Here is a 20,199-nt window from a genome sequence, read left to right on the forward strand (position 1 = left end):
CCCGGCGAAACCGTTCTACATCAGGTAGAACAGCGGGAACAGGAAGACCCAGACGATGTCGACGAAGTGCCAGTAGAGGCCGAAGAACTCCACTGGTCGGTGGTCCTCGAGGTAGGCGTCGATGCTCACGATACGGTAGATCATGAACATGGCGATGAGGACCCCGATGATGACGTGTAGGGCGTGTAGCCCGGTGGTCACGAAGTAGATGGAGTACTCGATACCGGTCCACCAGTACTCTCCCTGGGAGAACTTGACGCCGTACTCGTAGGCCTTCACACCCATGAACGTCAGTGCGAGCAACAGCGTCGCACCCATGGCACCGAGTAACCCTTTCTTACTCTGGCGTTCGGCGAACACGAGTGCGAGGATGACGGTGAAACTCGAGGTCAACAGCACGTACGTGTTGAGCAGCCCGGGCCAGGAGGCAAACGGTACGGTAGTCCACTCGGTCCAACCGGTGTGCAGGCGCATGAAGATGTATGCACCGATGATCGCACCGAAGACGACGACGTCGGATGCCAGGAACACCCAGACGCCGAACTTCGTGTTTCCGACGCCCTCGAACGGCCAGCGTTCGGCTACGGGCATTTCGGGGGCGTTGAACTCTTCGACGCCGAACTTAAACAGCGTGACAGCGAGCAACACGAGCCCGAGTCCGGTCAGGATCGGATAGATGACGCTCGGTTCGGGTGCCGCGTTGAGCGGCTGTCCGAGCGTCTCCGAGCGTTCCTGGGCGTACTCGAAGACGTAGGAGGTGATCCCCGAGAGGCCGATAAAGAACACGAACGTCGCGACGCCGATACCGAACGGCCAGATACTGGCGTGATCGGCGTGTTCTTCTTCGTGTGCGGTTGCACTTGCTTCACTGTGGGCGACGCCGCCGTCGGTCGCCGCAGCCGAATCGTTCGCAAACTCGAGTCGGCCGCTGGCATAGGATGGGCGGCCATCCCAGTTCTCCAGCGGCGGTGGCGATGGAATCGCCCACTCGGCAGTCCGTGAGAACTCCCACGGATTGTCCGGAGCGTCGGGACCGTACAACAGGCTGTGGACGAGCGTCGCGAACATGATCAGGAACGACGCCCCGAAGACGAACGCACCGACCGTCGAAATCTGATGGTAGATCTGCATGCCGTCTGCGAAGTGGAAGACGCGTCGTGGGGTCTCCCAGGCGAGGAACTGCGGGAAGTAAAGCAGATTGAAGCCGACGAAGAAGACGGCGAAGTTGAGCTTGCCGAGCGTCTCGGAATACATCTTGCCGGTGATCTTTGGCCACCAGTAGTAGAGACCGCCGATCAACGCAGTCGCCCCCGAGACCATCACGTAGTGGAAGTGGGCGACGACCCAGTAGGTGCCACGGAACTCGTAGTCCAGCACGACGGCACCGAGGAAGACGCCGGTGATCCCCCCCAGAATGAACAGGACGAGCGCACCGAGGCTAAACAGGAACGGCGTCGTAAACCGGACCCGTCCCTTGACCATCGTGTAGATCAGCGCAAAGACCATCAAGTCGAACGGTAACGAAATCCCGATGGTCGTCGCCATCATCAGCGTCGTGATCTCGAGATTGATGGTCGTCAGGAACATGTGGTGCATCCAGACGAGGAACGACTGGACGGCCACGAGCACCATCGAGATAATGACCCACTTGCGGCCCACGAGGCGCCGGCCGGTAAAGGTCTGGAACGTCTCGAACATGATCCCCAAGGCGGGGAAAAAGACGATGTAGACCTCGGGGTGGCCGAAGAACCAGAACAGGTGGGCCCACAACAGTCCCGATCCCTGTTCGCTCGCGAAGTACTGGGTCAGGAAGAGCCGGTCGGAGAGCAACAACAGCGCTGCGGCGAGCAAGGCCGCAAACGCAAAGAGCATCATCCAGACCGTCAGCAGCCACGACCAGGTAAACAGCGGCATGTTCCAGAGGCCAAGGCCTTCCGCACGCGAGCGATGGATCGTTACCAGGAAGTTGACGGTCCCGATCGTGATCGAGATAACGAACAGCGCGAGACCAAGTACCGCTGCATTACCGCCGCTCGTCGCTTCCATGGCTGGCGTATAGGTCGGGACGTTCAGCGGTGCGTACATCGTCCACCCGCCGGCGAGCGAACCGCCCTGGAAGAACGAAATCCCCAGTAGGATCCCCGAGAATAGGTAGAACCAGTAACTTAGGGCGTTTAGTCGAGGGAACGCGAGATCTTTCGCACCGATCTGTAGTGGCACGAAGTAGTTCGCGAAGCCGGCTGCAAACGGCGACAGGAACCAAAAGACCATCAACAGTCCGTGAGTCGTGACGGCCTGGTTAAACTCGTTGCCCGTCAGGAGGCCGGTTCCACCGGACTCCCAGAGATGGGCACGGAATAGTAATGCGAGTATTCCACCAAGCAGGAGGAAGAACAACGCCGTCCCGAGATAGAGGATACCGACATCTTTGTGGTTGGTCGTGACCAGCCAGCGCTTGACCGAGGTCATCGGCGGAAGGTCACTCATTCGTCGTCACCTCCATCCTCGTCTTCGTCGTTGGCATCGTCGTCCTCGTCTTCCTCGTCTTCCTCGTCTTCCTCGTCTTCGTCTTCAGCGTCCGGATCGACGAGTTCGTAGGTTTCGTCGACCGGGCCGGTGAAGCTGATACTGTCTTCGACATCCTCGTAGTCATCAGCCGTGATAACGAGTTCGTACGGTCCACCCTGTTCGATCTCGTCGATCGTGATCGAGCCGTTCTCGAACTCGTTGTCGCTGTAGGTGAACTGGAGATCCTCGTCGAACTCGTCGTTGTTCTCGTGCTCGAGTTCGAGTTCGAAGCCGTCGGTGACGCGCTCTTCGTTCTCGTCTTCGAGGGTAATCTCCATGGTTAGTTGTTCGTCCATCCACGCGTCGAACTCCTCGGGCGGCAGGACTTCGACGGTTGCATCCATATCAGAGTGGCCAAATCCACAGAGTTCGAAACACTCGGCAGTGTGTTCGCCGGGTTCTTCGGCCATGAACCAGGTCTCGTCGACCTCACCGGGAATTGCGTCAGCTTTCACCCGTAAATCCGAGATGCCAAACGTATGCCAGACATCGGTTGATGTCACCTCGAGCCAGACGGGTGTATCAGCCGGTACGACCATCTCGCCGCTCGTTTCGACGCCGTTTTCGTAGAAGAAGTCCCAACCGAATGCCCATCCTTCGACCTCCATTTCGATACCATCTTCTGGATTCTGGTCGGGGCCGTCCTCGACGTACAGCAGCATGCCGTAGGTCCAGACGACCAACGAGATGACGATGATGGCACTCAGGCCAAAGGAGAGAAATAGTTTTTTACCGCCCGATCCGCCTGTCGGTAGTTCCCCAAGGGTTGGTGCATCTTCCGCCGCTTTGCGGTCGCCACTATCGCGGTATTTGTACGCGTTGTACAACGTATACGCGATAACGACGATACCGACGAGCGCACCGAGTGCGAGGAACACTAGGAAGATATCCTCGAACACGTCGACGCGTGTCTGCACCTCCATCGGGATTGTGAGTTCGTTGAAGATTGTATTCACCTCTATTGCAGTCCGTCTATATGTCGGTCGATGGTTGCCGGGGACACTTATCTATTTGGAAACGGGCCGACGGCAGCCGTCCGCTCGGGCTGTGAAATCGATTCCACACTGGCGTTGCTCCCGTCATTACGTTCCTCTCGATTTTCGTAGGGTTCCTCCGTCTTTTGTCTATCGGCGTTTCACCGATGACTTGGTCGTAATCAATCGATCAACCGCTTCCATCGGACACCAGGCGAAGGTGTTCGGGCCGAAACGGCGAGTTACCGCCTAAACGCGAGACGCCGTGTTCGCGCCTCGCGAGAACGCGTCCGGTCGCCCGCGGCTCGCTCGTTGGCGACGGGAACAGCCGACAGTATCTATACCATCGAGGACGAACGACCAGTATGCCAGAAAAAGTCTTGTTCAAATTCGAACGCGAAATGAACACCGACGACATCGCAGCATACCTTCGAACGGTCGCCGATACTCTCGAAGCGGGCGATTCGATTACCCTCGAGGCCGGCGACGAGTCGGTGACGATGGAACCGCCTGCTCGACCCACGTTCGAAATCAAAGCTGAACACGAAACGCCGAGCTCAGGAGGCCCGGGCGAGTTCAGCATCGAGTTCGAACTCGAGTGGGACGAAAATGGAAATGAGAGCGGTAGTGGGAGCGGCGACCTTCGAATCGATTAGCGAAGCCCCGAAGCTACAACTCCACGACCCACACGCGGTAAGTCTGTGGACAGTCGTAAACGCGCTGAAACACCGCGTCGAAAAACTGTGCGACCCGATTGGGATCGGCTCTCGCACTCACTCGCACGTTCACGCCGTCTGCGTTTTCCGGCCACGTCAGCGCATCGATCGAGAACGCTGGAAACTCCTCGAGCACCGCCTTTACGGTCTCGAGTTCGGATTCGGTACAGTCGAGGTTGACGATCCCGTCGCCGAATTGGATCCACGGAACGCCGAGGTCGGAATCGGACTCATCGATCTCGTCCACGTTTTCGCCGTTGGCACGTGGGTCGTCCGCAGCAATGCCCGTGTTCGTCTCCTCATCGAGTTCGGATTCGTCGACCTCCAGTGTCAGATACGCACTCCCGCGCGTTCGGTGGGCAGTGATCGCGTCGGCGTAGAGCTGGCGTCGTTCTGCCGGGTCGGCTGCGTCGAAGCGGGTCATACCAGTATGGACAGGCTCGTTTCTTTAAGCCTTTATGTGGTGGCGGTGAACGAGTCACTATGGCACAGCCACGACTGCTGATCCTGGGTGCCCCAGGGGCGGGAAAGGGGACCCAGAGCGCAAAGATCACCGAGGAATTCGACATCGATCACATCACGACCGGTGACGCGCTCCGCTCGAACAAGGGGATGGACATCTCCGAGATGGAGACGGAGTACGATACGCCGGGCGAGTACATGGACCAGGGCGAACTCGTCCCTGACGATGTCGTCAACGCTATCGTCGACGAAGCGCTTTCCCAGGCCGATGGCTTCGTCCTCGACGGCTATCCCCGCAACCTAGAGCAGGCCGAAGAACTCGAGGGGATGACCGACTTGGACGCTGCCCTCTACCTCGATGTCAGCGACGACGAACTCGTCCATCGACTGACGGGCCGGCGACTCGACCCCGAGACCGGCGATATCTACCACGTCGAATACAACCCACCGGAAGACCCCGAGGTCGAGGCCCGCCTCGAGCAACGCGACGACGACACCGAAGCGACCGTCAACGAACGGCTGCGCGTGTTCAAGGAAAATACCGAGCCAGTTATCGATCACTACGACGACGAGGGCCTCCTCGAGCGCGTCGACGGTGAGCAGGCGCCTGAAGAAGTCTGGGAGGAACTGCGGACGACGATCGAGAACGCCACGTAAGTAGCCGCGTCGTCCCGGTTGGCTCCCTTAACTGTAATTGGGGGCGCTAATTCCCCTTCCTCAGCGAGCGCAGAAGACGCGAGCAGGGAGGGGATACAGCGCCCGCACGTCTTGTTTTCGCGTGAGTCGGTATCCTTACTACCTCGGCGGTTGAAAAGGGTAGTAAGATGCTCACCACGCTTCCGGCGGTGTTCAAACGTGGTTCGAAAATCTTCGATTTTCGTCATCACGAAAGATTTCGTCTTTCGAACGACGACAAGAAGCGTGCATCGTCGGTTGTGGTCGAGTGTCGAATCGGTAGGAGTGGGACACTCCGAACCGCCTGTGAAGGGAAATCGCCTGCGGAGTCTGGAACCATCCTCAGAACCCTCAGTTCTGATGGGCCGCAGAAGAACCCCGTTCTTCTGGACGCTGTGGGATCTGTTCCTGCAAGTTCCGACACAGAAACAGGAAGCCCCACCCTCAACAAGCGAGGGCTGGGTAAGCCTGAGCGCGGTAGGGTGGGGTAGTTCACCGTAAGCCGCTCGAGCCAGGTTCGAGCTCGATACGACGACACAGATCCGATCGAAACACTCCGAGCAAGACGTGTTCTGGAACGACGTTACTCGACGACGATCGGATCGAATCCGATATCGATCGGCGTGTCGCCGTCGGGACCCTGTGCATCGCCGGGACCTACCGGTTCACCGTCGCTGGGGTCCTCCTCACCAGGGAGATCGGGCAATTCTGTAGGGTCGTCGCTTGGCTCTCCAGTCCCATGATCGTACTCCGGCTCTGTGACTTCGGCCAGTGCCGTATCCTCGTCGTCTTCGCTCGAGGCGACGACGGTCCCGGTGCCGACGTCGCTTTCGTCGGTTTCCCAGACGAGTGTGAGCTTGTCCGTTTCGTCCTCGTCGAGCGTGCTCGAAAGCGTTACCGGCTGGGAATCGACCGTCTGGCCGTCGGGATCGGTGAGAACGATATTCTGTGTGATGTCGGCTTCCTCGCTGTCTCGGTAGAGGCTCGTGACCGTCACGTTGACTTCGACGAACTCCCCGGCAGTTGCGTTATCGACATCGTCAATCTCCACTTCGAATGCACCCTCGGCCTCGAGTTCCCAGGCGAATCGTGGATAGTCCTCGGGGATTGCGACCCATTCGCCACCGTCCTCTTCGAACTCGAGATTACCCATTCGACCGCCCTGATTTACCTCGAGGCCGGTCATTTGCTCCGTGTCCCGTCCGTTCCAGTCGGTCTGAACCCAGTTGATATTGACATCCGTGTACCAGTTCCCCGCTTCCCCGTACGCAGACGATTCGACCGTTTCGTCCCAGTAGACGCTATCCTCGAATTCGTCGCCCTCTGATAGCACCGTCCCCACGATTGCACCGCCGTCCGAGCTATCGGCAGTGGCGGTCCCGCTCGTGTACAGCTGTTCGAACTCCGAATCTATATATGAGGATGTGCCGATAACCGCACCGACGTACTTGTCACCGGTTACGTCCGTCTGCGTGTAGGCGACCGAAACGCGCGTATTCCAGGTGGCACGTCCGACTAAACCACCGATTCCTTCGTGATTCAACTGCGCATTATAATGGTTCTCATCGGGGTCGATTTCACCACCCTCGACCGTTCCAGCAGCGACGAGTCTGTTATCCATATCCGCGTGGGCGCCGTCACCGATGAGGCCACCGACGAGTTGCTCCTGTCCTTCGACGTATCCGTCGCTTCTCGCGTTGAGTACGGTCCCGCCTGCTTGGCCCGCCAGTCCACCGACGTGTTGGTTCCCGACCACACTCACGTTTGTCAGCCGAACGTTTTCGATAAGCGATCCATCTCCGGGCTCGACCCAGTTTCCGTTGTCTGGATGAAAGTCCTGCGTGTAGCTCGTCGCGCCGAACAGTCCGACGAAGTCTTCGTTCGGACGATCAATTGTGAGCCCGTCGATGACGTGTCCATTCCCATCGAAGCTCCCGCTAAAGGGTTCGTGACCTAGTTCCCAATATCTGTCACTCTGTACGTACGTATTCGGGTAGTTGTGGCCCTCAGGTCCGATCGGCTCGAAACCGGCCCCGCCGTTCCAGTATTCGGTCCCGTGTGCGTCGATATCGCCAGCCAGTTCGTAATGGGCGTCGAGATCGTGTTCGTTGATACACTGCAGTTCGTCGACGTTGTGGATCTGGTAGGGGTTCGAACTGGTCCCACTCCCGTCGTAACTCACCTGGCCGCAGATCGGCCCGTCACGCTCGACGACGACGACTTCGTCCATCTGGTCGTCGTCCGTACTGACTGTCACTCGATCCGTCATCGCACCGTCTGGCACCTCGTACTCGAATATGATCTCCTCGCTTCCGGAGACATCGACGGATCGAGTCGTCGTTTCGCTCTCGAGGCCCTCGAGGACGACGGTCTGGCTGGCTTGCCCGCCAACGCTCTCGAGGTCGGCACTAACGGTGACCCAGTCACCGTATTCGGCTGGATCGTCGCTAACGGAGACGTCGGTTACTTCGAGCACCGGATCGATTCCAACCTCTTCAGACGCATCGTCGTTTGGCGTGTGGACGGTAACAGCTGAATCGTCGCCCGACGGCGGTGCGACTTCGTCCCAGACGAACGTCTCCGTCGTCTCCTCGCCTTCCTCGAGTTCGACCTGTCCGACATCGACGATATTGTCGTCGAAGCCCTCGAGCCAGAGATACTGGCTGCCAGCGTTGCCGTAGTTGTCGATGGTGGCAGTGACCGCGAGTTCCTCGCCCGGTTTGACCGGGTCGTCGACCGACTCGATCTCGACGGTCGTTTCGGGGCCGCCGACGACGAGGAACGAGCCGCGTTCCTCGAGACTGTCGCCAGCGTCGGGGTCGTCAGGAAGGGTGATAATGTCGTAGTCGTAGACCGTTTCGTCCCCGTCGACGGAGAGGGAGTGGTTTGCAGGTGGGACGGTGAGATTAGCCGTCTTGGTGGTAGCTCCCGGGACCTCGACTGTCGTCCCATTTCCACCGGCCGCTTCACCCGTTTGGTTGTGGAAAAACTCGAGATCGACCGTCTCGTTCTGGTCGAGGACGTGCGTATTGGTTATATTCGCGCCGATCGTGACGCTGTCGGATGGCTGGACTTCGTTGCCACCGTCGATGCCGAGGTCGTCAGTAACCAGGAGGTTCGGTTCATAGCCATCCTCGATGGTGAACTCACCCAATTTTCCATCCTCGTCCTCGTCGGTACGAACGGTGAACTCGTACTCGTCATTCGGCCAGTCTTCTGCAGGAATCGTCCAGGAGACGTTTTTGCTTTCGGTCTCTCCGAGAGACAGATTTTCATGCGTCATATCCATCGACGAGTTATGAATATCGACTGTGACGTTCGTCTCACCATCATCATTTCCAGTGTTTTGAATCGCTGCAGTGATGTTGACGGTTTCGTCGGTCGTCTCTACCTCGAGATCCTCGACCGACGTATCGAACTCATCTGTGGCGTAGACGAACGAGCCTCTCGTATCGAGGCTCTCATCTCCCGTATCAACGTCGTACTCGTAGACCGCGCCTGGTGAGAGCCCTAACTCTTCGGGATCAATTTGTGGAGCCTCGCTCCAGTTGCCGTTGTTCGTCGTGTTGATCGTTTCGTCTTCGTCGATTTCATCGTCGGACGTTACGGTTGTAGAGTTCGTCCAGGTTTCGTTTGAAATTTCGATTTCGACATCTGCAATGTCAGATTCGTTGCCGATGTTTTTTATCGTCGTATTCACGTAGAAGTGCTCACCTTTCTCGACGATTCTGTCATCTCCCTCAAGTGGGGTTCCGGCGTCCGACTCCATTCCGTGATACTCGTCGATGATGAAATTCGGGCCATCTTGAGGTTTACTGATATTATCAATTGTTAGCACTACTGCACCATTTTCTGGCTCACTAATGTCAACGTCTAGTTCAGTATCTGCCTCCTCATTTTCGAGGTGGTCGTACCACTCGTCAGCGTACTCGGTCTCGATTCTGATCGCAAAGTGTTCGTCCTCGGGATTGTTTGCAATCCGTGCCAGCTCTTCGTTCTCCGTCATGGCCGTCTCGACGCCGGAGACTCTCGAGGGTGTTCCGCCAATTTCGCCGGGATCGATCTGAACGATGTTCAACCGCAGCGAATCGTCTGCAGTGAACCCGATATCGGGTTCCGTTCGAAGAATCGTCCCGGAGTCGGTGATTTCCCAGATGCCGCCGGCCTGATAGAGATATCGAAGGTTATCCGATCGCGATTCCTCGGGATAGAGATGGAGCTCACCGACGTCCGTTTCATTGTCAAAGTCAGCCTCACTGAGGTCACCCGGATCATCCTCGCCGTGCCACGTGACAGCGATCGTACTCTCGTTGGTCGCTTCGATATGCCCGTATTCGGGTAACTCACGGGAGCCACCACCGAATGCAACAGTCGAAATATCGCTGTCGACGACGTCGATTGTCGACCGGAGCTGTTCTCGATCGATATCGCCTTCCAACCCGGCAAGCATGCCACTGGCGATAATGAAAATAATGGCGACAGCCGTGACGACCAGCCCGATAAGCAAGACGAATCCCACCTGTGGGGTGACACCGCGTGTTTCCTCTCCACAGTCTCTGCCCCTCATTATTTCATAGGTGTTTTTACTTCGATATATTAAATGTTGGGTTCGGTTATTGTCGATTCGATCCTGTACCCGAAATGCCATCCATAACCAAAAAGGCAATCTTTTGACGATTTCTCTACGACAGACTTGACTCTGCGAACAATCGTCCCTGGCAAGAATACCGGTTATTCGAGCAACCGAACCGCGTCGACGGTCACGCTGGCCGCCGATCGCGTCTCGGAGACGTTGGTGACGGTCACGGTGACGGTGTCGTCTCCCTCGCGCTCGACGGTAAACGCCTCGTGTTCGCTCGCCGGTACCGTCGCCTCGAGATACTGGTACCACGCATCGCGGTGCTCGCTTTCGATGATGACCGAGAGATTGTCGTACGCGTCGGGTCGATCGTCGAGTCGATCGTCGGTATCTTCGACCGCTCGAATCGTTCGCTCGCCGGTTCCATAATCCGACCCGTCGAGGGACACGAGTCGAACCTCGAGTGTGGAGCCATCGTCGGTAATCGCCGGCGCTGAATGCGTTCGGTACGTCCCGTCTCGTTGCTCCCAGATCCCGCCGCCCTGATAGACGACTGTTCGGTCGCCAGCACCGTATTCGATCGCACCGAGGGGTTCCTCGTCGACGTGGGAATCTGGGTGGATATCGCCCGACGCATCGGTCCACTTGACGGTGACAGTTCCTGTCTCTGTAACCGTGGCGCCCTCGAGTGTGGCCGATGTCGATTGGCCCGTTCGAGCAGTCGTCGTGATTTCGTGACTCGTCGACTCGGCAGCCGCGTACGTGAGTTCAGCCTCTGTTTCGGCCTCGAGCGAGTCGATCACATACCAACCAGCGATGACGGTGACGGTTGCACCAACTGCGACGAGTCCGACTAACAAGACGAATCCGACCGTTGGTGTCACCCCTCTGTCGCTGTGGTGGTGCCCTCTTTCACCATCGCTTCTCATCAGATGGTGATATCGATTTTTATATGTATTACTGTTCTGGCTAGTGGTTGTAATTCTGATGTTTAGTACTGTATAATAACTAGATGTGGTGGAAAATTCTTCTAGAAGCTGCAGGCAGGCATAATTAAAGTTTCCAATCTTCTTTTGGTTGATAAGAGATTTGATGTATTTAGAACATATGGGATTGACAGATATATGTTAAACTAATAGGAATACTAAAGCAGTTTGTGGATGTTCTCGACGATCTATGTGACACACTATCGTACCAACTGCAGTGACGTAGACAGCCATTACACAGTCATCGTGCGAACAGGGAGTAGCGACTACCGCAAAACGATAGTCGGCCGAAACCGCTGACACGCGCGAAGATAAACACTTGTATACTGGACGCCTGCTAGGACAACCAGATGACGCGTACAGCCGAGAAGATCAACGCCCTCGTGCGCGAAGATGGCTCGATGGTCGACGCCCTCGAGGCGATCCGCCAGACGGCCGACGAGAACGGCGGCGAGGTCCAGTGGGGTGATGTCAGCGACGAGCTGACGAGCGGCCAGTGGGGCCGACTCATCGAGAAGGGCGTACTGATCGACGGCGACGAGGGGTTCGAAATCGCCGATCGGGACGCCTACGACGAGGCACTCGACGACGACCCCGACTCGATCGCCGCCGACGTTGATATCGACGAAGAGCAAACCCAGTGGTCACAGTGGGACAAACTCGCAGCCGTCGGTTCGGTCCTTTTGATGATCGGCTACTGGCTCGAGTCGGTTCGTGAGACCGTCGGTGGCACCATCGATATGGTGATGGCCCCACTCGATGCCGCATTGCCGTTTTATGCCGTAATTCTCGCGGTTGCGCTATTGACAGGTCTGTACTCGACGCTGTTGCAGGCGAATCTGATGAATCCGGAGGTTATCGGCAAGTATCAACAGCGGATGAAGTCGATGCAGGACAAACAGAAAGACGTCCGCGAGCGCAAACAAGAAGCCGAAGAACGCGGCGCGAGTGACGCCGAGATCGAGCGTCTCGAAAACGAAATGGAGGAGGTCCGCGAAGAGCAGATGGAGGCGATGGCCGAGAACATCGGGATGTTCAAAGAGCAGTTCCGTCCGATGGTCTGGATCATGCTGTTTACCATCCCGCTGTTCCTCTGGATGTATTGGAAGATCCTCGGCGGTCACGTCAGTCAGACCGAAATGACGATGATTATGCCGATCATCGGTGAAGTCGCACTCAACGAAGGACTGCTTGGACCGATGTGGGCCTGGATCGTCTGGTACTTCCTCTGTTCGATGGGCTTTACGCAACTGCTCCGGAAGGCCCTGAACATCGACATGACGCCGACGGGCACCTAATTCAAAACCCCTTTTACCTGCCCCGTCGCAGATCGGATATGTTACTCACCGTCTCCGGCCCACCGGGAAGCGGGAAGAGCACGACTGCGGAGTTGCTCGCCGACACCTTCGATCTCGACCACGTCAGCGGCGGTGACATCTTCAGGGACTTAGCCGACGAACGCGGCTACACCCCCCTCGAGTTCAACAAACTCGCCGAGGAAAACGACGAAATCGACCGCGATCTCGACCAGCGACTCTACGAGATTGCCCTCGAGGAAGACGACCTCGTGATCGAGTCACGGCTCGCCGGCTGGTTGGCAGGCGGGCAGGCCGACTTTCGGTTCTGGCTGGACGCTCCAGTACGCGTTCGCGGCGAGCGAATCGCCGATCGGGAGGAGAAAGATCCAGCGCGTGCAACGGAAGAAACCCAGGCACGCGAGGCCAGCGAAGCACAACGGTACGAGGAATACTACGGGATCGACATTCGAGATCTGACGATCTACGATCTGTCGATCAATACGGCGCGGTGGGAGCCCGACGCCGTCCTCGACATGCTCGTCACCGCCGTCGGCGAGTACGAGCCAGCCGGCGACGAAGGACAGACACGTATCGATCTCGATGCCGAATTCTAACGGATGACACTACGTGGCCCACCTGACGAGCGATCGCCTGCCGAGTTGCTTACGTTTGGCGTCGTCAACCTCGACAAACCGCCGGGCCCATCCTCGCATCAGGTGAGCGGCTGGCTCCGTGATGCCGTCTCGGAGACGCTCTCCGAGCGCGATGTCGACAGAACGATCGACCAAGCAGCCCACGCCGGGACGCTCGATCCCAAGGTCACCGGCTGTCTCCCCGTTATGCTCGGGGACGCAACACGGCTCGCACCGGTCTTTCTCGAAGGCTCGAAAGAGTACGTCGCCGTCCTCGAGTGTCACGGCAAGGTACCTGACGATGCTACCTCTATCGTCGCGGCGTTCGAGGGGCCGATCTATCAGAAGCCGCCGCGAAAGAGCGCAGTTTCTCGCCGGCTCCGCGTACGCGAAATCTACGATCTCGAAGTGCTCGAGCAGGCTGACCGACAACTTCTCCTGCGCATTCGCTGTGAAAGTGGGACCTACGTCCGCAAACTCTGCCACGACCTCGGACTCGCACTCGGTACGGGTGGTCATATGGGCCATCTCCGACGCACCGCGACGACGCCGTTCGACGACTCCGATCTCGACACCGCCACCGAGTTCGTCGACGCCCTCAGCTTCTGGCTCGAGGACGACGATCCCGAGCCACTCTCCGGGATCGTCGATCCGGCCGAACGTATCCTCGAGGACCTACCTCACGTCGAAATCGCCGAGACAGCAGCCGCCGAGGTCGCACACGGTGCCCCGGTCTACGCACCGGGCGTCCTTGCGGTAGACGCGGGTGTGACTACCGGTGATCTGGTCGCCTGCGTCATCGACAACGGATCGGCCGTCTGCCTCGGCCGGTTGGTCGGTGATCCCGACGCCGACTCGGGCGTCGTCGTCGACCTCGAGCGCGTCCTCGTCTGACCGCATGCTGTGGACCGGTACTCGACATCCACAGACAACCAAGCTGAAACGACACGCTTAAACGGCAGACAGCCCTCGGTTGACATGCGGGACCGTGGGGTAGTGGTATCCTCTGCGGATGGGGTCCGTAGGACCCGAGTTCAATTCTCGGCGGTCCCACTTGAAATTATCCCGGATCAATATTACTGCACGCTTAGCCGCTGCAGTTCCAAATTACTATCCGGGCCGTCATGTGATAAACACCCTTCTTTAAGTACGGGGTGGGCGGCATGAGTTCCGAGGCTGAGGAGCTGCCGCCAGCGGTCCACATGTGTCGTTTCTGTGGCTTCGAAATCGAGGCTGCAGATCAGGACTGTGCCGCCAAAGACGACGGGGTGTGTCGCCCATGATGCGCCTCGAGCAGGCACCGAACGGGACTCGGTGTCTGACCTGTGGGAGTCACGTCACGCCGCAGTTCCGACGTGGCTACGGCGACGAAAATGATCGTGCACACCGCTGTCCGACGTGCGATAACTACGAGCGACTCGCAGAGGGCAGTGCAGCCGGTCAGCACGTTCCGCTCCCTGACCCGCTCGAGGACCCATCTCGGTTCAACTCGACGCTCGAGGATCTACCAACGCAGGTCCGGTCGGTGATCGAATCTCGAGCAGTCGCGACCGACGGGGGTGAGGACCGTGAGTGATCGCGGTCACTGCACGGACGGAATGGAACGATCTGGGGGCGACCGAAGTAAGACCTTCTCTGCGTTCCCCTATATCGGCTCAAAGACGTACCTCGCACCGTGGATCGTTGACCACCTTCGAGCGCACGATAATTTCGTTGTCCCGTTCGGCGGCGCTGCTGGCGTAATGCTCAACAAGCCGCGCTCGAGCTGCGAGATATTCAACGATCGCGACGAGCACATTATTGAGTTCTTCCGTGCCTGCCGCGAACACCCTACGGAACTCGCCGAGCGTGTGCGTAACATCCCGTTCTCGAGGGCATTCTACGAGGAGTGTTCGCGATCATTCCGTGAGGGTGAAGGATGGCCTGACGATCCTGTAGAACGGGCTGCACGCTGGGTATATCTTCGATACGCCAGTTTCTCCGGTCGCTACGGACAGCGGGCCGGATTTGCAACCGATACGCCACGCGGTGGGCCGCAGAAGTCTCGAATTTGGCAGCAGATGCCGGAGCGTATCGTCGAGATACGCAACCGATTCCGAGGTGTCGCGATCGAGTGCTTAGACTACAGCGAGATTCTGGGGAGGTACGACGACAAGGATATCGACACGCTGTACTACTGCGATCCACCGTACACCGAAGCGAAGTCCGATTACTACCGCGGCCCCGAATTCAATCACCAAGCGTTCGTAGAAAATCTCGCCAATGTCGACGGCTACTGGATCGTTTCCTATCAAGAACCTCCCAAAGGTCTCGAGGACCTCGCGACGACTGTCGTTGAGCGCACTTACAACCGCTCAGCGGGTGAGCAGAACGAGGACAGGACGGAACGCCTGTTCCTCAACTACGAGCCGAACACGGGCCCGGTGTTCGTCGACGCGACGACGAGTCAGCAGACCTTAGTTGCAGCCACAGACGGCGGTAACGGCGGTACGCCCAGGGGGACTAGCCGCGAGGCCGGTACGGAGGGGAAGTAGGATGCTCGGGCTCCTGCTGATTCCAGTGGTCGTCTACGCGTGCATCAAGATCGACCTGTGGTCTCGAGAGCGTGCGAGACAGGCCCAGATCGATCGGCTGTCTACCGGAGGTGTCTCGAGCGATGAGTGAGGCTGTGGACCGCCTCTGGGTGACACTCGTTGGGCTCGCAGCCGGAGACGCGATCACGACGCTCGTCGCGCTATCGCTCGGCCTTCCGGAAGCGAACCCCGTCATCGTCGCAGCGATCGACGCCGTCGGATTGCTCGGTGTCCCACTCTCCCAGCTCGTCTACATCACGGCCGCCTGGCTGGTCGTCCGCCAGGTCGACCGAAATCAGCACTGGGTTCTCGCTGCCGGAATCGTTCCGTCGGCTCTCGTCGTCGCGAACAACACGGTCTGGATTGCGCTCGTGGTCAGCGGGGTGATTCCATGAGTCGACCGCAGCAGTCTCGACTCGCTGCCTCGAGACAGGCCGGTGATCGATCCGAATCGGTCGTCCTCGAGTACGTCGACGCGCTTCGATACGTTCCCGATACCGAGTCGCCCCACTACGATGCGATCGCCGAGCGAACCATCGGCGCGACCGAACGCCTCCCGTTCGTCGGTATCGTCGTCCTCGAGTCCGGGACGCCGGTCGAGATCAAGAGTGTCTCGGTCGTCTACGGCGAGCGTCAGCGACGCGGGCGGTTTCAACCCCGGCGCAGTCAGCACGAGACGCTGCTCGCCATGGGTGGTGTCTACCTGTTCGCCGTCTGTACTCCGCACGATCGTGAGTTGATCGCGGCGAAGGTCGTGCCGGCGACGCAGATGGATCACCTGATCGATGTCGTTACGAACGGCTGGCGTTCGGCCGGTGACGGCCGCAGCGAGGAGTATGTCCAGTTCAGTTGGTCGCGAGTCTTCGATCCCGAGGAGATCCAGCCATGAGCACCGACACGGACCGCGATCTCGAGGCCGAACTCGAGAGTCCGCGTGCGGGACAGTCGGGGATTCCTATCGATGCCGTATGTACCGGCTGCGGCCGGGTTCGGGTCAAACGTGCTGAACCAGAGGAGATGGGGCAGCACCCCCAGATCGATCCAATGGCGCTCGAGGCGACCGATTGCACCTCGTTCAAGCACGTCTGTCACCCCTGCGGGAGCGCGACGTGGTGGAATCCCGTCGCCGTTCTTACCGGGCTGATCGAGTCTGACGGTGATGAGGATGAGCCGCGAGCCTGATCGGGACGACCTCGAGAACGCTACCGACGACGCGTTCGATGTTCTCGAGGGGGCCGAGACACTGTCGGGAGCGGACGACGAGATCGAGACCTCGATCGAGCAGACCGAAGTCCGAACTACCGGGGCCGACGAGATCGACGGCGTCGAACTCGAGTTCGACGAGGACAAGGACGACGCCGATGAGTCCGGTCCTCGAGCGGTGTGTCGGTTCTGCCAGACCGAGTTTAACAACCGAGTTTCCGAACGGCGACACCACTCCGAGGACCGCTGTAAGGAAGGCTCACCAGCGTTCCGTCCGGACGGCCGGCCGCTGATCGATCCCCAGCTACACAAGTTCGGCGCTCATTTCCTGTTCGTTCCTGGCCTCGGCGATCTCCGTGGCGGTCAAGATGGGCTTGCACCGTTCTTCGGGATCGTTTCGCAGTTTGACGAGCGCTGCCTGCAAGGCGAGAACGGTGAGGACGGCGTCGGAACCTTCGAAAGTGCTGGCGATACCTGGGAACTCAACCACGACGAAGACAAGGTCAAGTACTGGCAGGGGCAGATCGAGACTCGTCCAGGCGACTCGGGCGACGCGTACTACGAGTACCAGATCGGTGTCGTGGCCGACGATGCTGTTGGTCGGAAACGGATCAACTTCCAGTTTCGGCCGTCACTTCCCGAGGCGATGAACGCCAAGAGTGGCGATCGAATCCAGTCGATGCCGGCGGATCTCCCCGAGGGCATTCGTGTCCAGGTCGAGAGCGCGAACGTCGAACCCGACGAGATCTTCGACGTGCTGCAAGACCTCATGGTCGAGATCGATGTCGATCCGGAGTACTTCAAAATCGAGAACCTGCATGAGCACTCGCGAGTGACCGGTCTCGAGTTGTACGTCCGCGCCGTTCGCGAGATCGTCGAGCAGCAGGTCATCGAGACGAACGCGCTGCTCGATCGGCTGTCTCAGTTCTCGAGTATCCGACGCGGTCGCGGTAAATACGAGTGGGACAACGAGGAGATCATCGGCCACCGTCACGCGGTCGCGATGAACGATACCTCGCTCGAGAAGCTCTACGGCGACCACGAGATCGGGAAGTTATTGAAGAGCTACCTGATGAAAAATCCCGAGAAGCAGGGTGGTCCGACTGCCGAGCCGAAGATCGAAGTGCAGTGGAACAAGGAGTACAGCGATTATCTCGGTGGCAACGCCGTCCCCTGGAACGATCCAGACGGCTACGATTTCGACGATCTTCGCGACGAACTCGATACGCATCTGATGTTCGCGCTGAACGCCGCGGAGTTGCCGCTGCGAGCGGATCCGAGCGTGTACGTCGCCGACGAATACTGGAATGTCACCGAGTCCGACCGCGATATCACGGTCCACACCGATCCGACCGAGCAACTGAAAGAAGCCGAAGAAGATCTGACTCGAGCCCAGTTCGCCCGTGACGATCTGACTGCTACTGATCGTGCCTTTATCCAAGCGTTGGCTGACGGTGGACCCCAGCACTACGAGCAACTCGTCGAGAAGACCGAGACCTCAAGCAGTAGCGTCTACCGGTCGATCGATAAGTGGGGCTCGCTCGTCGAGAAGGTCGGTCGTGGTACGTACGACATGGCTGATGACGTTGTTCGCGAGAAGATCGAAGACGTATTCGCCGCGCTCGAGGATGTCACTGAGTGGGTCGAGGACGGTATCGACGCGATCGTTGACGGCAGCGAGGAGATCGCCGACGACTCGCCGCTCGCGAAGTGGGCGCGACGACACGGCGCTGTCTTTGCCGAGCGCTACGACGAACTCGAGGTCGAACTCAATGGAAGCTATTCGAAGTACGAACTGCAGAAGCTACTTCGATCCGGGCTGAAAGCTGCGGAGAAGACCGGTGCGAAAACTCGAGCGCGGTTCGTCGACGGCACGTTCAGTTACCGGCTCGGCGGTGATCGCCGCGAGAACCAGGAGCCGTTCCACTACGTTGGCGATCGCCTGTTCTGTCTCGGGAACGCCGCGGAATAGAGTTGGTTAGTGGCAACACGGTTCTGGCACTTCTTTTCTACAACCTGAGTTTCGCGTTTTTCTGAGTTATACAAACACAGTTTCATTCGGGGTGACGAGAGACATCCATCCCGGCCGCTCGAAGTACATCACTAATCTGGTATGTCCCGGTCTTTGGGCATCCCCCCTTAGGGCGTGTGCCTAAGGGCACAACTTCAAAAAAACCGCGGCGGCTGCTCGGTCAGCTGTTGCAGAGGAAACAGTCGAAACGTACCCCGCCCGAAGGGCGGCGCGCGAAAATTCTCGATTTTTAGAACGGCCAAAATTGTCCGGTGTCACCACCACGACCAACATTCGCCGGAACTCGATCCTGCGTGACAAATAGGCCGGTGTCAGCCGACCGATCGACGCCTCGAACCGGATCCGGTTGCGGGTTCGATGGCGTGAACCACCCCGTCCGTGCATCCCGTTCGAACTGCACCGGATCGACTGGCTCGGGGGCTGCCCGTCGTTCGCGATGACACTCTTCAGCAGCCCGTTCGACGAACTCGTGACCGTACTCGGCGCGAATATCCGCGATCGTCTCCTGGGCACGACGAACACGAGCACTCGAGACGCTGGGATCCTCACCAGCCAGAATCGCCCGGAACACGTCGGGATCGTGTTCGTCGCTCAGCTCCATACAGAGTTCGATCACTTCGTCGGCCGCTCGCTCGCGTTGCTGAACCGGAGCCCCGACAGCGCCGGCAGCCATCGCATCGAACGCACCCTCGCGTGCGTGCTCGTCCATTCGAGCCCCGCGTTCATCGCGACGAGCTTGCTCGGCGATCGACCGATGTTCGTCGACGGTCAGCTGCGGATCGTAGTAGGCGAGCCAGTCGTCGACGCCGCTGCCCTGGAGGACTGCTTTCGCGGACTGGGCGTGAAAGAGTAACCGCCCGTCCCAATCGATTCGCGACTCGAGCTGTGATCGCTCGGACCGAGTCAGCTCGGCCTGGCCGAACTGGTCGGCTCGGTGGGCGCGACTCTCGGCGGCCTCGAGGGCGATCGCATCGATCACGTCGTCCGGCGCGTCGCCCCAGACGCGAACCGTCTTCTCTCGGCGGGTGTCCGTCGAATCGAGTGCGTCAGGATAACGATCTCGAGCGGCGTTCGCCGCGTCGAGCGAGTGAAACTCGATCTCGATCGGGTCCGGTTCGAAGACGTCGGCCGGCGCGTGCTCCTGGTCGCCGTTCGGTCCGGTCGGCTCGAGGACGCCCGCCTGGTCGGCGGCCGCGATGTTCTGGTCGATCGGGACCGGATCGACTGTCGGCTCTTCCCACTCGGGCGTGTCGACGATCGTCGCCTCGCCGCCACCCAGGGACGCTTGCCCATCGATCGTCTCGGTCGTCTCGACCAGCGCCGCCTGTTCGCCAGTGTCGCCGCCGGCTGCACTCGTATCGACGAACGCCTCGGAGCCGACGGTCTCGCTCTCTCGTTGCTCACGTCGTGCCGTGCGTTGGGCAGCGTCGCCGACCTCGAGCGTCGCCTGCTGTGCTCGGTCATCGAACCAGCCGCCGTTATTGGTCTGTGTCATCGGTGG

18 protein-coding genes and 1 tRNA gene are annotated in these 20,199 nt (G+C 59.0%); 13 read left to right on the plus strand and 6 right to left on the minus strand.

Annotated elements, in window-relative coordinates:
• Positions 1-15 precede the first annotated feature (15 nt).
• Together D8Y22_RS12575 and coxB are read right to left on the minus strand one after the other, a co-directional pair.
• A complete protein-coding gene (locus tag D8Y22_RS12575; protein ID WP_141465055.1) occupies positions 16-2,487 on the minus strand; it encodes a cbb3-type cytochrome c oxidase subunit I in 2,472 nt (823 codons plus the stop codon).
• Positions 2,484-3,491 (minus strand): cytochrome c oxidase subunit II, encoded by a 1,008-nt coding sequence (gene coxB / locus D8Y22_RS12580; protein WP_141465056.1) that lies wholly within the window; start codon positions 3,489-3,491, stop codon positions 2,484-2,486. The genes D8Y22_RS12575 and coxB overlap by 4 nt, the downstream gene beginning before the upstream one ends.
• A 416-nt stretch (positions 3,492-3,907) precedes the next feature.
• Here coxB and D8Y22_RS12585 point away from each other — a divergent pair, with 416 nt between their 5' ends.
• On the plus strand, positions 3,908-4,198 hold the full coding sequence (locus tag D8Y22_RS12585) for an amphi-Trp domain-containing protein (protein ID WP_141465057.1): 291 nt from the start codon (positions 3,908-3,910) through the stop codon (positions 4,196-4,198).
• 13 nt (positions 4,199-4,211) lie between these two features.
• On the opposite strand, the gene D8Y22_RS12590 is transcribed toward D8Y22_RS12585, so the two are convergent.
• The gene (locus tag D8Y22_RS12590) at positions 4,212-4,682 is read right to left on the minus strand and encodes a hypothetical protein (protein ID WP_141465058.1); all 471 of its coding nucleotides are present in this window, start codon (positions 4,680-4,682) and stop codon (positions 4,212-4,214) included.
• Between the two features lie 59 nt (positions 4,683-4,741).
• Here D8Y22_RS12590 and D8Y22_RS12595 point away from each other — a divergent pair, with 59 nt between their 5' ends.
• Positions 4,742-5,377 (plus strand): adenylate kinase, encoded by a 636-nt coding sequence (locus D8Y22_RS12595; protein WP_141465059.1) that lies wholly within the window; start codon positions 4,742-4,744, stop codon positions 5,375-5,377.
• Positions 5,378-5,978: 601 nt separating this feature from the next.
• On the opposite strand, the gene D8Y22_RS12600 is transcribed toward D8Y22_RS12595, so the two are convergent.
• Both D8Y22_RS12600 and D8Y22_RS12605 read right to left on the minus strand, forming a co-directional pair.
• Entirely contained in the window at positions 5,979-9,962 is a 3,984-nt protein-coding gene (locus D8Y22_RS12600; protein ID WP_141465060.1) for a DUF7289 family protein, read from the minus strand.
• A gap of 164 nt (positions 9,963-10,126) precedes the next feature.
• Positions 10,127-10,858: a DUF7289 family protein gene (locus D8Y22_RS12605; RefSeq protein WP_141465061.1), complete on the minus strand. Its 732-nt coding sequence runs from the start codon at positions 10,856-10,858 to the stop codon at positions 10,127-10,129.
• Between the two features lie 452 nt (positions 10,859-11,310).
• Between D8Y22_RS12605 and D8Y22_RS12610 the strand changes: the two genes are divergently transcribed.
• From D8Y22_RS12610 to D8Y22_RS12655, 11 genes are all read left to right on the plus strand, one after another.
• Complete coding sequence (locus tag D8Y22_RS12610) at positions 11,311-12,258, plus strand: DUF106 domain-containing protein (RefSeq protein WP_141465062.1); 948 nt, start codon at positions 11,311-11,313, stop codon at positions 12,256-12,258.
• Between the two features lie 38 nt (positions 12,259-12,296).
• Entirely contained in the window at positions 12,297-12,872 is a 576-nt protein-coding gene (gene cmk, locus D8Y22_RS12615; RefSeq protein WP_141465063.1) for a (d)CMP kinase, read from the plus strand.
• Positions 12,873-12,875: 3 nt separating this feature from the next.
• A complete protein-coding gene (locus D8Y22_RS12620) occupies positions 12,876-13,784 on the plus strand; it encodes an RNA-guided pseudouridylation complex pseudouridine synthase subunit Cbf5 (protein WP_141465064.1) in 909 nt (302 codons plus the stop codon).
• 88 nt (positions 13,785-13,872) lie between these two features.
• Positions 13,873-13,943 (plus strand) — tRNA-Pro (locus D8Y22_RS12625).
• A gap of 226 nt (positions 13,944-14,169) precedes the next feature.
• The gene (locus D8Y22_RS12630; RefSeq protein ID WP_141465065.1) at positions 14,170-14,466 is read left to right on the plus strand and encodes a DUF7563 family protein; all 297 of its coding nucleotides are present in this window, start codon (positions 14,170-14,172) and stop codon (positions 14,464-14,466) included.
• Between the two features lie 22 nt (positions 14,467-14,488).
• Positions 14,489-15,424: a DNA adenine methylase gene (locus D8Y22_RS12635; protein ID WP_141465066.1), complete on the plus strand. Its 936-nt coding sequence runs from the start codon at positions 14,489-14,491 to the stop codon at positions 15,422-15,424.
• 1 nt (position 15,425) lies between these two features.
• Positions 15,426-15,554: a hypothetical protein gene (locus D8Y22_RS23155; RefSeq protein ID WP_281282399.1), complete on the plus strand. Its 129-nt coding sequence runs from the start codon at positions 15,426-15,428 to the stop codon at positions 15,552-15,554.
• Entirely contained in the window at positions 15,547-15,858 is a 312-nt protein-coding gene (locus D8Y22_RS12640; protein WP_141465067.1) for a DUF5658 family protein, read from the plus strand. Before D8Y22_RS23155 ends, D8Y22_RS12640 begins: the two co-directional genes overlap by 8 nt.
• The gene (locus tag D8Y22_RS12645) at positions 15,855-16,352 is read left to right on the plus strand and encodes a hypothetical protein (protein WP_141465068.1); all 498 of its coding nucleotides are present in this window, start codon (positions 15,855-15,857) and stop codon (positions 16,350-16,352) included. Before D8Y22_RS12640 ends, D8Y22_RS12645 begins: the two co-directional genes overlap by 4 nt.
• Positions 16,349-16,645: a hypothetical protein gene (locus D8Y22_RS12650; protein WP_141465069.1), complete on the plus strand. Its 297-nt coding sequence runs from the start codon at positions 16,349-16,351 to the stop codon at positions 16,643-16,645. Before D8Y22_RS12645 ends, D8Y22_RS12650 begins: the two co-directional genes overlap by 4 nt.
• On the plus strand, positions 16,629-18,638 hold the full coding sequence (locus D8Y22_RS12655; protein ID WP_141465070.1) for a DUF7845 domain-containing protein: 2,010 nt from the start codon (positions 16,629-16,631) through the stop codon (positions 18,636-18,638). Before D8Y22_RS12650 ends, D8Y22_RS12655 begins: the two co-directional genes overlap by 17 nt.
• A gap of 289 nt (positions 18,639-18,927) precedes the next feature.
• Here D8Y22_RS12655 and D8Y22_RS12660 read toward each other — a convergent pair whose 3' ends face one another.
• On the minus strand, positions 18,928-20,193 hold the full coding sequence (locus D8Y22_RS12660; protein WP_141465071.1) for a hypothetical protein: 1,266 nt from the start codon (positions 20,191-20,193) through the stop codon (positions 18,928-18,930).
• Positions 20,194-20,199 lie beyond the last annotated feature (6 nt).

Source organism: Salinadaptatus halalkaliphilus (assembly GCF_006543045.1).
GTDB classification, from domain to species: domain Archaea; phylum Halobacteriota; class Halobacteria; order Halobacteriales; family Natrialbaceae; genus Salinadaptatus; species Salinadaptatus halalkaliphilus.